Source organism: Kitasatospora sp. NPDC032121 (assembly GCF_055580145.1).
Genome location: NZ_JBVILX010000008.1, coordinates 238,574 through 250,644, shown reverse-complemented (window position 1 = coordinate 250,644; position 12,071 = coordinate 238,574). Strand labels below are relative to the sequence as shown.

At 73.1% G+C, this 12,071-nt stretch carries 11 protein-coding genes; 8 read left to right on the top strand and 3 right to left on the bottom strand.

Annotated features, from left to right (window positions below):
• Positions 1-194: 194 nt before the first annotated feature.
• Positions 195-1,832, bottom strand: a complete 1,638-nt coding sequence (locus ACZ5OX_RS22125) for an APC family permease (protein ID WP_465632219.1) — start codon at positions 1,830-1,832, stop codon at positions 195-197.
• 334 nt (positions 1,833-2,166) lie between these two features.
• On the opposite strand from ACZ5OX_RS22125, the gene tmpA reads away from it, so the two are divergent.
• A complete protein-coding gene (tmpA, locus tag ACZ5OX_RS22120; protein ID WP_465632217.1) occupies positions 2,167-3,765 on the top strand; it encodes a 2-trimethylaminoethylphosphonate dioxygenase in 1,599 nt (532 codons plus the stop codon).
• Between the two features lie 148 nt (positions 3,766-3,913).
• Here the strand turns inward: tmpA and ACZ5OX_RS22115 are convergent, their stop codons facing one another.
• Complete coding sequence (locus ACZ5OX_RS22115) at positions 3,914-4,780, bottom strand: GntR family transcriptional regulator (RefSeq protein ID WP_465632215.1); 867 nt, start codon at positions 4,778-4,780, stop codon at positions 3,914-3,916.
• 341 nt (positions 4,781-5,121) lie between these two features.
• On the opposite strand from ACZ5OX_RS22115, the gene ACZ5OX_RS22110 reads away from it, so the two are divergent.
• From ACZ5OX_RS22110 to ACZ5OX_RS22080, 7 genes are all read left to right on the top strand, one after another.
• Positions 5,122-6,291, top strand: coding sequence for an ABC transporter substrate-binding protein (locus tag ACZ5OX_RS22110; protein WP_465632213.1), 1,170 nt, complete (start codon positions 5,122-5,124; stop codon positions 6,289-6,291).
• 43 nt (positions 6,292-6,334) lie between these two features.
• Positions 6,335-7,315: an ABC transporter permease gene (locus ACZ5OX_RS22105; RefSeq protein ID WP_465632211.1), complete on the top strand. Its 981-nt coding sequence runs from the start codon at positions 6,335-6,337 to the stop codon at positions 7,313-7,315.
• Positions 7,303-8,151 (top strand): ABC transporter permease, encoded by an 849-nt coding sequence (locus tag ACZ5OX_RS22100; protein WP_465632209.1) that lies wholly within the window; start codon positions 7,303-7,305, stop codon positions 8,149-8,151. Before ACZ5OX_RS22105 ends, ACZ5OX_RS22100 begins: the two co-directional genes overlap by 13 nt.
• Before the next feature lie 21 nt (positions 8,152-8,172).
• The gene (locus tag ACZ5OX_RS22095) at positions 8,173-9,258 is read left to right on the top strand and encodes an ABC transporter ATP-binding protein (protein ID WP_465632207.1); all 1,086 of its coding nucleotides are present in this window, start codon (positions 8,173-8,175) and stop codon (positions 9,256-9,258) included.
• Between the two features lie 72 nt (positions 9,259-9,330).
• Positions 9,331-10,044, top strand: coding sequence for an HAD family hydrolase (locus ACZ5OX_RS22090; RefSeq protein ID WP_465632205.1), 714 nt, complete (start codon positions 9,331-9,333; stop codon positions 10,042-10,044).
• A 1-nt stretch (position 10,045) separates the two neighbouring features.
• A complete protein-coding gene (locus ACZ5OX_RS22085; protein ID WP_392878414.1) occupies positions 10,046-10,369 on the top strand; it encodes a DMT family transporter in 324 nt (107 codons plus the stop codon).
• Between the two features lie 128 nt (positions 10,370-10,497).
• Positions 10,498-10,989, top strand: a complete 492-nt coding sequence (locus ACZ5OX_RS22080) for a hypothetical protein (protein ID WP_449789378.1) — start codon at positions 10,498-10,500, stop codon at positions 10,987-10,989.
• Positions 10,990-11,389: 400 nt separating this feature from the next.
• Here ACZ5OX_RS22080 and ACZ5OX_RS22075 read toward each other — a convergent pair whose 3' ends face one another.
• Positions 11,390-12,064 (bottom strand): phosphonatase-like hydrolase, encoded by a 675-nt coding sequence (locus ACZ5OX_RS22075; protein WP_465632202.1) that lies wholly within the window; start codon positions 12,062-12,064, stop codon positions 11,390-11,392.
• Between the last annotated feature and the right edge of the window lie 7 nt (positions 12,065-12,071).

Here is a 12,071-nt window from a genome sequence, read left to right as displayed (position 1 = left end):
ACCGACCCTCCTCCTCCCCTGTCCCCAGCAGAGTCCTCTGGGAGTTCCCCTTTCGGCCCCTGCCCCCGAAGCCCGGCGCCCCCGGGGGGCCCCCCTCCGGGGCCCTCGGCCGTCTGTCGCGCGCCGCGGTGCCCGTGTGGCCCGGTGCCAGCGGACTCCGGTGCCCCGGTGCCCGCGGCCGCCTCGCGCGGACCTCAGTGCCCGTTGACGTCCACCACCTCGACGCCCCGGATGTTCCGCTCGATCTCCTCCGCCGGCAGCGCGATCGCCAGCGCCCAGTAGTAGACGACCAGCGAGAACGCCACCACCACGACGATGTCCCACCACAGCGGCAGGTTCCCCTGCGAGCCCACGCCGAAGGTGCCCTGCCAGGAGATCAGGCCCATGCCGACCAGGTAGACCGGCAGCCACTGACCGGCCCGGAAGTCCATCCGGGGCGCGTTCGGCAGCCCCTTCGAGCGCGCGTACCAGGAGTACCCGCCGAGCAGCACGTAGCCGATCACGATCGCCAGACCGAGGCGCCACAGGGTGTCCCAGCCGGACCAGTAGATGACCAGGCCGGCCACCACGAAGGCCAGCGGCGAGACCACCGAGCCGCCGGGCAGGTGGTACGAGCGCTCCATCCCGGGCAGCCGCTTGCGCAGCACCCCGAAGGCCAGCGGAGCGCCCGCGTACATCAGCACCACCGCCGAGGTGATGAACCCGACCAGCCGCTGCCAGCTCGGGAAGGGCAGGAAGCAGATCACCCCGGCCACCCAGGCGATCAGCAGGCCGAGCCAGGGCACCGCGCGCTTGTCGGTGGACTGCAGCACCTGCGGCGCGTAGCCGTTGCGGCTCAGGCCGTAGGTGACCCGGGAGCTGGAGGTGATGTAGACGAGCCCGGTGCCGGCCGGCGAGATGACCGCGTCGATGAACAGCACGGTGGCCAGCCAGCCCAGCCCGATCAGGGTCGCCAGGCCGGCGAACGGTCCGCTGATCCCGGGGTAGTCGAGCGTGCTCCAGCCGTGGGCGAAGGTCTCCGGCGGCAGCGCGCCGATGAACACCACCTGGAGCATCACGTAGACGATCGTGCCGATCACCACCGAGCCGAGCACCGCGCGCGGGATGTCCCGGCGCGGGTTGCGGCTCTCCCCCGCCCACTGGATGGCCTGCTCGAAGCCGAGCAGCGCGAAGATCACCCCGCTGCTGCTGATCGCCGTGAGCACGCCCTTGGCACCGTCCGGCGCGAAGCCGTGGACGTCGAAGTTGGAGCCGTGGAACTCGCTGATGCCGAGCGCGAAGATGGTCAGCACCGGGATGGCGACCTTCCAGACGGTGGCCGCGCTGTTGGTGTGGGCGAGCAGCCGCACGCCGAGGAAGTTGACCGCGACGAAGAGCCCGAGCAGGACGGCCGCGACGACGAACCCCCAGCCGGTCAGCGTCAGGTTCTTGTTCAACAGGCCGTCCGCCCAGCTCCAGTGCTGGGCGTAGTTGAGCATCGCCTGCACCTCGATCGGTGCGATGGTGGCGGCCTGGAGCCAGGTGAACCAGCCGAAGGACATCCCGGCGAACCCGCCGAAGGCGTAGTGCGGGTAGCGCGCCGTACCGCCTGCCACCGGGAACAGCCCGCCCAGCTCGGCGTGCACCAGCGCCAGCAGGACGATCGCGACCGCGCCGATGCCCCAGGACAGCAGTGCCGCGGGCCCGGCCGCCACCGCCGCCTTCTGCGCCCCGAACAGCCAGCCGGAGCCGATGATCGCCCCGACCGAGGCCCAGAGCAGTCCGATGACGCCGACCTCACGCCGCAGTGCGGTGTGCCCCGAGCCGGGCGGGTTGGAGGAGGAATGGGCCATGGCCGATCGCCTCTCGAAGCAGGAGGAATTCCTCGGACAGTCCCCACCCGCCCGCCCCGAAACGCCCCGCGCCCCGCGCCCCTCACTCGAACAGCCCTCCGGAACCACTCGCCGGACCACCCGCCACCGCACCTGCCGACGCACCTGGCGACATGCCCGCCGCGCCGACCTCCGGCACAGTTCCCGCATCGTTCACCTGCCCGGCACGCGGACCTCACCGGAGGCAGGCAGGCTCCCGGACAGGACGTGAAGTTGGCTATACAACTCCACCCGACACGACTGCCCCGCACGACCGCCCCGACACGACAGCCGTAGTGCGCCGAGGAGAAGACCGATGACCGAACTGCCGCCGTACTGGCTGCGCGACAACTGCCCGTGCGCCGAGTGCCGGGACCCGCGCAACGGGCAGAAGCTGTTCCGGATCGACGACCTGCCCGAGGGCCTCGCCGTCGCCGGGAGCACCGAGGCCGACGGGCACCTGGAGGTGCTCTGGTCGGACGGGCACCGCTCCCGCTACCCGCTGGAGTGGCTGGACCGGGCCGACGAGGGCGACGGGCGTACCGAGCTGGACAAGCGGCTCTGGACGGCGGCGGACTTCGCGCCCGGCATCCCGCGGGCGCGCTGGGAGGACTACCTGGCCGACCCGGCCGAGCGGGCCGCGGTGCTGGCCGCCGTACGGGACAGCGGCTTCGCCGTGCTGCGCGGGGTGCCGGCCGTCGAGCGGCAGGTGCTGCGGGTGGCGGAGAGCTTCGGGTACGTCCGGGTCACCAACTACGGGGAGCTGTTCGACGTCCGGGTCGAGCCGGACCCCAACAACCTGGCCTTCACCAGCGTCGCCATCGCCCCGCACACCGACAACCCGTACCGGGACCCGGTGCCCACCCTCCAACTGCTGCACTGCCTGGAGAACTCGGCGACCGGCGGCGACTCCGGACTGGTGGACGGCTTCAAGGCCGCGGCGATCCTCCGGGAGGAGGCGCCGGACGCGTTCGAGGTCCTCACCCGCACGCCCGTCCCGTTCGTCTTCCGCGACCGCCGCACCGAACTGCGCGCCGACCGCCCGCTGATCGACGTGGACCCGCGGGGCCGGATCCGTGAGGTCAGGTTCAACAACCGCTCGATCGGCACCGTCCGGGCCGACGGCCCGAAGGGCCTGGACGCCTTCTACGCCGCCTACCGCCGCTTCGCCGCGATCACCCTGCGCCCCGAGCTCCAGCTCACCTTCCGCCTCGGCCCCGGCGACTGCCTGGTCTTCGACAACACCCGTCTGATGCACGCCCGGACGGCCTTCCAGCAGGACGGCCACCGCCACCTCCAGGGCTGCTACGCCGACCTCGACTCGCTGAACAGCACCCTCGCCGTGCTGCACCGCCGCGCCGCCGCCCTGGACGCGATCGCCGCGTTGTTCGCGGGCGAGGGCGCCGGGGAGTACCTGGGCGAGGAGGTCACCATGGCTGAGCACATGCTCCAGGCCGCCGCTGCCGCCGAGGCCGCCGGGGCGCCGGAGCACCTGGTCGCCGCCGCGCTGCTGCACGACGTCGGACACTTCATTGACGGGCACGGCCACGGATCCCTGCGCGGACGGGATCTGATGGAGGGTCAGGACAACCTGCACAGCGACTCCGGGGCCGACTGGCTGGCCCGCTGGTTCGGCCCGGAGGTCACCGAGCCGGTCCGGCTGCACGTGGCCGCCAAGCGCTACCTGTGCGCGGTCGAGCCCGGGTACCGGGAGCGGCTCTCCGAGGCCTCCGAGTACACGCTGAGCGTGCAGGGCGGCCCGATGGACGAGCGCCAGGCCGCCGCCTTCGCCGAACTCCCGGGCGCCCGGGACGCGGTGGCGGTGCGGCGCTGGGATGAGCAGGCGAAGGTGGCCGGCGCCCCGACGCCGGGCTTCGAGCACTACCGCCCGCTGCTCGCCGCGCTCATGCGGTGAGGACGCCCGTACGCCGACGACGCCCGCACCTCGGGGACGCCCGTACGCCGACGACGCCCGCGCGCCGAGGACGCCCGCACCTCGGGGACGCCCGCGCACCGAGGACGCCCGCGCACCGAGGGCGCCCCTCGCGGCACGCGCGGGAAGCTCAGTCCAGCTCCCGCGCGTGCCGCGAAAGCGCCGACGTGGCCAGGGAGTTGTGCACGCTGAACGCCACCGTCCCGGGCAGGTAGCGGTCCTGGGACCACTCCACCGGCGTGCCCGTCGGGTCGGTCGTGCGGCGCCGCTCGCGCAGCAGCGGGCCACCCCGGCGGCAGCCGAGCAGCCGGGCGTCCTCGGCGTTGGCCGGGACGACGTCGATGGTGTGGTCGGCGTCGGTGAACAGGATGCCGTGCTCGCGCAGCACTTCGGTGTGCGAGACCACGTCCGGCGGCAGTTCGGCGACGATCTCGCCGACCCGCGGCGGGTAGACGGTGCGCTCGACCATCACGGGCGTGCCGGAGAGCGTCCGCAGCCGGACGATGACGTACACCTCGGCGCCCGGCTCCAGGCGCAGTTGCTCGCGCTCGGCGGCGTCGGCCGGGCGGCGCACCAGCGAGTCCAGGATGCCGCCGGGCTCCTCGCCCATCGAGTACGCCCAGTGCGTGAAGCTGAGCAGCTCGGAGAAGCTCTGCACCCGGGCTCCGCCGAGGACCACCCGGCGGGTGCCGCGGCGGGAGGTGACCAGTCCGTCGGAGCGCAGCACGGCGAGCGCCTGGCGGACGGTGCCGCGGGAGACGCCGTACTGCTCGGCCAGCGCGCCCTCGGCGGGCAGCCGGCCGGCCTCGCCGAACGCGCCGGTGGTGATCGCCTCGCGCAGGTCGGCGGCCACCTTCCGGTACAGCGCGCCGGGGCGCTCGGCCGGGGGCTCGCCGGCTGTCAGGCGCCCCCCGGCAGCCGAGCGCTCCCCGCCGGCCGAGTGGTCCCCGGCGGCCGGGTGCCCCTCGGTCTCGGGGTACTGGGGCTCAGTTGCCACGTCAGTCAATGTCCCTCCTGGGGCGGTGTCCTGCGCAGCCGTACCGGTGCGGACAGCCCGACCTTATCCCGCTGCGCCATCGAAGCATCGCACCGAACGGTTCACGCTCCGATGGCCGGATTCCACCGTTCCCGCAGCCGACCCCGGTTCTGGGCCGTCCGTTCACCTTCCCGTCACCGGGCTCCGGCGTACTTACTGCTGTCAGCGAAGTTGGCTAGTCAACTCGGACGACGTCGATCGATCGCCCACCCGGTCGGTCCGCCGCCCTTCGCGAGACGCAAGCCCGCGGAACCCCCCGCGAACGCCCCTCGCAGTACGCCCCCTTAACAGGAGACTTCCCCGTGACCGTGCACCGCGCCCGCGCCGCCGCCTTCGCGGCCGTACTGACCGCCGCCGCGCTCTCCCTCACCGCCTGCGGCTCCGCCGGTTCGAGCGCCAAGTCCGGCGACACCGCCAAGGGCGGCGCCAAGGACGCCAAGACGGCCACCTCGGTCGCCGACTTCGGCGGCATGGACGGCCTGGTCGCCGCCGCCAAGAAGGAGGGCAAGCTCCACGTCATCACGCTGCCCCGGGACTGGGCCAACTACGGCAAGATCATCGACAGCTTCAAGGCCAAGTACGGCATCGAGGTCGAGGAGGAGAACCCGGACGGCTCCAGCCAGGACGAGATCAACGCGATCAACTCCCGCAAGGGCCAGGACCGCGCCCCCGACGTGGTCGACCTGGGCAGCGCCTTCGCCCTCCAGGCGGTCAAGGACGGCATCCTCGCCCCCTACAAGGTGTCCACCTTCGACAAGGTGCCGGACACCATGAAGGACGCGAACGGCGCCGCCGTCAACGACTACGGCGGCTACGTCTCCATCGGCTGCGACGCCAAGAAGATCGCCGTCTGCCCGACGACCTTCGCCGACCTGCTCAAGCCGGAGTACAAGGGCCAGGTCGCCCTCAACGGCAACCCGACCAAGTCCGGCTCCGCCTTCGGCGGCGTCTACGCGGCCGCGCTCGCCAACGGCGGCTCGCTGGACAACATCCAGCCCGGCATCGACTTCTTCGCCAAGCTGAAGCAGTCCGGCAACTTCAACCCGGTCGAGTCGACCCCGGCCACCGTCGAGAAGGGCGAGACCCCGATCTCGATCGACTGGTCCTACCTGAACGCCGGCTACACCGACGAGTTCAAGGGCAAGGGCGTCGACTGGAAGGTCTCCATCCCGGTCGACGGCTCCTACGCCCAGTTCTACAACCAGGCCGTCAACAAGTGGGCCCCGCACCCGGCGGCCGCCCGCCTGTGGCAGGAGTACCTGTTCAGCGCCGAGGGCCAGAACCTCTTCCTCGGCGGCTACGCCACCCCGTCGACCTTCGAGGCCCTGAAGAAGGACGGCACCCTGGACGCCGCCGCGGCCGCCAAGCTGCCGCCGGTCGAGAAGCCGTTCACCAACTTCCCGACCGTCGACCAGATCAACGCGGCCAAGAAGGTCGTCACCGAGAACTGGACCAAGGCCGTCGCGGGCTGACACCCCGACCACGTACCGCAATTCGGGCTGAGAAAAGGCACTCATGACCACGGCTCCCACCCCGGTGCCGACCACCCCCGCCGCCACCTCCCCCGGTGGCGGCGCGGGGGAGTCCGCCACCGCCACGACCGCCTCCCCCGCCACCACCGCCCCCGCCCCGCGGCGCCGGCCGCTCGCCCGCCTCGGCGGAGCGTCCTGGCTGGCCGCCGTGCCGCTGCTGCTGTTCTTCCTGATCGGCTTCGGACTTCCCACCGTCGCCATCGTGATCGGCGCGTTCACCACCTCCAGCGACGCGGAGACCGGTGCCGGGCAGTTCACCTTCGACAACCTGACGGCCTCCGTCCAGGGCGGCTACCAGACGGCCATGCTGAGCAGCCTCAAGCTCTCCGCGCTGACCGCGCTGCTCGCCACCGTGCTCGGACTGCCGCTCGCCCAGGCCGTCGTCACCTCCCGGCACGGCTGGCTGCGCCAGGCGGTGCTCACCGCCTCCGGTGTGCTCGCCAACTTCGGCGGACTGCCGCTCGCCTTCGCCTTCGTCGCCACCCTCGGCAACGCCGGCGAGATCACCAAGCTGCTGCACCTCACCGACCACGGCTGGTCGCTGTACTCCTTCACCGGCCTGACGGTCGTGTACCTGTACTTCCTCGTCCCGCTGATGGTGCTCACCATCACCCCGGCCCTGGACGGCCTGCGGACCCAGTGGCGCGAGGCCGCCCAGAACAACCGCGCCACCGGCCCGCAGTACTGGATCCACGTCGCCCTGCCGATCCTGGCCCCCTCCCTGCTCGGCGGCTTCGTGCTGCTCTTCGGCAGCGCCTTCGCCGCCTACGCGACGGCCGCCGCCATGGTCGGCGCGACCGTCCCGCTGGTCAGCCGCTCGATCGCGGACGCGCTCTCCGGCAACGTGCTGGTCGGCCAGGGCAACCTCGCCCTCGCCCTCAGTCTCAACATGATCGTCGTGGCCGTCCTGGTGATGGCCGTGTACCTCCCCCTCCAGCGCCGGAGCGCCCGATGGCTCAGCTGACCACCCCCGCCCGCCCCGGCCGACGACGCACCGTGCGCTGGTGGCGCGGCGCCGTGCTGGCGCTCGCCGGCGTCTACTTCGTCGTCCCGCTCGCGGCGTCCTTCTGGTTCTCCATCGACGACCCCAAGGGCATCTCCTTCGAGGCCTACACCGGGCTGCTCTCCGCCCCCGGCTTCCTGGACAGCCTCTGGCTGACCCTCGGCCTGGCCGTGGTCACCGTCGTGGTGCTGCTGCTCCTGCTCGTCCCGGCGCTGATCTCCGTGCGGCTCGGCTCGCCGAAGCTGCGCCCGGTCATCGACGTGCTCTGCACCCTGCCGCTGGTCGTCCCGCCGGTCGCGCTGACCGCCGGCCTCATCGGCGTGCTCCGCTGGGGCCCGGACCACCTGATGGACACCCCGTTCTTCCAGACCTTCGTGTTCATCCAGGACCCGCACTTCCCGCTGGTGCTGGTCATCGCGTACGTGCTGATGGCCCTGCCGCTCGCCTACCGCGCCCTGGACGCCGGCCTGCGCTCGATGGACGTGCGCACGCTGGTCGAGGCCGCCCGCAACTGCGGCGCGAGCTGGCCGCGCGCGGTGTTCACGGTCGTCCTGCCCAACCTGCGCGGCGCCCTGCTGAACGCCTCCTTCCTCACCCTGGCCCTGGTCCTCGGCGAGTTCACCACCGCCTCGATCCTCGGCTTCCAGCCCTTCCCGGTCTGGATCTACTCGGTCGGCAACAGCCAGGCCCACATGTCGGTCGCGGTCTCCATCCTGAGCCTGCTGCTCACCTGGCTGCTGCTGCTCCTGCTGGCCACCGCCGGACGCGAGCGCCACGCCAAGACCGCCACCTCCTGAAACCCCCCGGAGTCACCAGTCATGACCACGGCCACCGCCATCGCCAACGGCGTCTCGCTCTCCCCCGGCAGCGCCACCGTCGAATTCCGCTCCCTGCGCCGCGCGTTCGGCGCCACCACCGCCCTCGACGGCCTGGACCTGACCGTCCAGCCGGGCGAGCTGCTCGCCCTGCTCGGCCCGTCCGGCTGCGGCAAGACCACCGCGCTGCGCATCCTCGCCGGCTTCGAGCAGCACGACTCCGGCGAGGTGCTGGTCGACGGCCGGGACATCACCGCGATCCCCGCGCACAAGCGCGACGCGGGCATGGTGTTCCAGTCCTACAGCCTCTTCCCGCACCTGACCGCGCTGGACAACGTCGCCTTCGGGCTGCGGATGCGCGGCACCGGCAAGGCCGAGCGCCGCCAGCGGGCCCAGGAGCTGCTGGAGCTGGTCGGCCTGCCGCACCGCGCCGACCACTACCCGCACCAGATGTCCGGCGGCCAGCAGCAGCGCATCGCGCTCGCCCGCGCGCTCGCCCTCCAGCCGCGCGTCCTGCTGCTGGACGAGCCGCTGTCCGCGCTGGACGCCAAGGTCCGCCTCCAGCTGCGCGAGGAGATCCGCCGCCTCCAGCAGGAGCTGGGCATCACCACCCTGTTCGTCACCCACGACCAGGAGGAGGCCCTGTCGATGGCCGACCGGGTCGCGGTGCTGCGCGCCGGGAAGCTGGAGCAGTGCGCCACCCCGTCCGAGCTGTACGGCCGGCCGGCCACCGCCTTCGTCGCCGAGTTCGTCGGCACCATGAGCCGCATCCCGTGCACCCGCACCTCGGACGGCGTCGAGGTGCTCGGCCGCCGCCACGCGGTGGACGGCGAGATCCCGGCCGACGGGGAGCTCCAGGTGCTGGTCCGCCCGGAGAACGTCACCCTGACCCCGGCCGAGGACGGCCCCGCGCTGGTGGTCACCGCCTCATTCCTGGGCGCCGTCACCCGGCTCACCGTCCGCCTGGACGACGGCACCGAGGTCAAGGCCGACCTGCCCACCGAGTCCGCCGCCGCGCTGCCGGCCGGTGCGCGGGCCTCGCTCACCCTGCCGGAGCGCCCGGTCCTGGTGGACCGCCGCGCGGCCTGAGAGCCTCGTACCTCCCCGCTCCGCCCGATGGAGCACCGCCGAACCACCGAAGAGCCACCCGAAGGTACCGCCATGCCTGACTCCGCCATGCCCGGATCCCCCGCCCTGCCCGCCGCCGTCCTGCCCGCCGCCGTCCTGTTCGACATGGACGGCACCCTGGTCGACACCGAGCGACTGTGGTGGCAGGCCGCCGCCGAGCTCGCCGAGGAGCTGCACCGCCCGCTCACCGACCAGGACGCCCCCGAGGTGCTCGGCCAGGCCGTCGAGCACACCGCCGCCCACCTGCACAGGGTCAGCGGCACCGCCCTCGGCGAGGCCGAACTCGCCGCCCGGCTGGACGAGTCCTTCGCCACCAAGGTCGCCGCCGAGACGGTGCCGCGCCCCGGCGCGCTCGCCCTGCTGGCCGCGCTGCGCGAGGCCCGGGTGCCCACCGCGCTGGTCTCCGCCTCCCCCCGCGGGGTGGTGGACCTGGTGCTGTCCGCCATCGGCCGGGACTGGTTCGCCGTCACCCTGGCCGCCGGGGAGACGGCGCGCACCAAGCCCGCGCCCGACCCGTACCTCGCCGCCGCCGAGCGGCTGGGCCTGGACCCGGCCGACTGCCTCGCCGTCGAGGACACCCCGACCGGGGTCGCCTCCGCCGCCGCGGCCGGCTGCGCGGTGCTCGCCGTGCCGTCCGCCGCGGTGCCGATGCCGCAGGGCGAGCGGATCACCCTGCTCGCCAGCCTGGAGCAGGCCGACCTCGCCCTGCTCGGGAAGCTCGCCGGAGCCGGCGCGGTTCGACCCTGACATGCCCTATCTCCTGCTCGCCCTCGCCATCGCCAGCGAAGTCTGCGCCACCAGCTGCCTCAAGCTCACCGAGGGGTTCACCCGGCTCTGGCCGAGCCTCGGCGTCGGCATCGGCTACGCGCTCTCCTTCCTGCTGCTCGGCCGCGCGCTCAAGCACATACCGGTCTCGGTCGCCTACGCGGTCTGGTCCGGGGCCGGCACCGCGGCGGTCGCTGGGATAGGCGTGGTCGCCTTCGGCGAGTCGCTCGGGCGGCTCCAGTGGCTGGGCATCGCGCTGGTGATCGTCGGGGTGGTGGTGCTCAACCTCAAGGGCGGCCACTCCTGACCGCCCCCGAGCACCCCTGACGACTCCTGACGGATCGTCAACTCCACCAAAGCCCTTCAACTCGCCTGTCGGGGCGGGAAGTCGGACGCGCCGACCTCCCGTCCCGAGGGCTTCGCTACGGTGTCCCCATGACGGACCCCCGGCCCCACCACTACCGCTTCGTCCACCGCGAGCTCGCCCGCCAGGTGCTGGAGTTCGGCCCGCGCGTGGCCACCCCGACCCCGGACGGCGGCAGCCTGCTGCCCGTCGTCACCCAGATCTGGGACGACCTCGGCGCGTCCCTGCCGCCCGAGGACCGCCTGCCCGGCCACGGCCTCGACTGCCGCCACCTGTCGGTCGACGGCCACCACATGCTGCTGGTCACCCTGCCCACCCCGGTCGGCGCCACCGAGGCCCACTTCGTCGCCGCCGTCCAGCCCAAGGGCGCCAGAGCCGTGCGCTACGTGACCCTCGAGCACGCGCTCAGCCCCCTCGACGGCAGCCCCGGCACCGTCCTCGGCGAGTGGACCGCCGAGAGCCACCTCAACCACGGCCCCGGGCCCTCCCCCGTCGCCGAGTTGTTCGTGGCGGCCGTGGTGCAGCTCGTCGGCCGGAAGAAGCGCGGCTTCTGGCGCCGCTGAGCCCCCGTCGCGGATGTCCGTCCCAGGGCCGGGCCGCCGGCGCCAAGAAGGCGTCGACGGCCCGTAGAAGTCCCGTGATGACGGCCCCGGTACCGGCTCCCGCGATCACCGGCCGCCCCCGACTGACCGAACACCAGCCCAGGGCAGCCGAGTTGGCCGCTTCCGCGGTCGCCGCCAAGAAGAAGAACGAGGCGTACCGCGCCCACAGCGCCGCGGCCGCCGCCCCCGACCTCCAGCCGGTCGGGCGGCACTTCCCCGAGTGCTCTGGTCCGTGCGCAGGCCCGGGGCGTCGTTGGCCTGAGCCGGCCGCTCACCACCCCTCCCGCCCGTCCCGGCGGACCGCAACGGGCGGGCGTCGCGCGCTTTCGCCGCGACACCCGCCCGCCCCGGGAACGCCCGGTCAGCCCAGCAGCGCGGGCAGTTCGGCGATCGAGCCGAGGACGTGGGTCGCGCCGTCGGCCCGCAGGCGGGCCTCGTCGTGGGCGCCGGTGAGGACGCCGGCGACGACCGAGGCGCCGGCCCGGGTCCCGGTCAGCATGTCGTAGCCGGTGTCGCCGGCGACGGCGATCCGGCGGACCGAGTCGGTGCCGGTGCGCAGCAGCGCGGTGAGCACCATGTCGGGGTACGGGCGGCCGCGGCCGGCGTCGGCCGGGCAGAGCGTCAGGTCGGCGACGGACTGCCAGCCGAGGGCGTCCAGGATGCGGTCCTGGGTGGTCCGGGAGAAGCCGGTGGTGAGGACCACCTTGCGGCCCTGGCCCCGCAGTTCGGCGATGGCCTCGGCGGCGCCGGGCAGCGGGGCGCAGTGGCCGGCGTCGACCAGGTCGTCGTAGGCGGCCTCGAAGGCGGCGTTGGCCAGCTGGGCCTTCTCCTCCTCGCCGAACAGGTGGCGGAAGACGGAGATCTTGGACTCGCCCATGGTGGCCCGGACGTGGGCCAGCATCGGGTCGAACTCCGGGCTGCCGGCCTCGACGCCGAGCTTCGCGGCGGCCGCGGTGAAGGCCTGTTCGACCAGGCCGTCGTCGGCCACGGTGGTGCCGGCCATGTCGAGGACGACCAGGCGGATGTCGTTGGTCATGACAGCG

Excerpts from the sequence above, each read along its gene's own strand:
- ACZ5OX_RS22125 (WP_465632219.1), bottom strand. The coding sequence starts at position 1,832 with ATGGCCCATTCCTCCTCCAACCCGCCCGGCTCGGGGCACACCGCACTG.
- tmpA (WP_465632217.1), top strand. The coding sequence starts at position 2,167 with ATGACCGAACTGCCGCCGTACTGGCTGCGCGACAACTGCCCGTGCGCC.
- ACZ5OX_RS22105 (WP_465632211.1), top strand. The coding sequence starts at position 6,335 with ATGACCACGGCTCCCACCCCGGTGCCGACCACCCCCGCCGCCACCTCC.
- ACZ5OX_RS22100 (WP_465632209.1), top strand. The coding sequence starts at position 7,303 with ATGGCTCAGCTGACCACCCCCGCCCGCCCCGGCCGACGACGCACCGTG.
- ACZ5OX_RS22095 (WP_465632207.1), top strand. The coding sequence starts at position 8,173 with ATGACCACGGCCACCGCCATCGCCAACGGCGTCTCGCTCTCCCCCGGC.
- ACZ5OX_RS22090 (WP_465632205.1), top strand. The coding sequence starts at position 9,331 with ATGCCTGACTCCGCCATGCCCGGATCCCCCGCCCTGCCCGCCGCCGTC.
- ACZ5OX_RS22085 (WP_392878414.1), top strand. The coding sequence starts at position 10,046 with ATGCCCTATCTCCTGCTCGCCCTCGCCATCGCCAGCGAAGTCTGCGCC.
- ACZ5OX_RS22080 (WP_449789378.1), top strand. The coding sequence starts at position 10,498 with ATGACGGACCCCCGGCCCCACCACTACCGCTTCGTCCACCGCGAGCTC.
- ACZ5OX_RS22075 (WP_465632202.1), bottom strand. The coding sequence starts at position 12,064 with ATGACCAACGACATCCGCCTGGTCGTCCTCGACATGGCCGGCACCACC.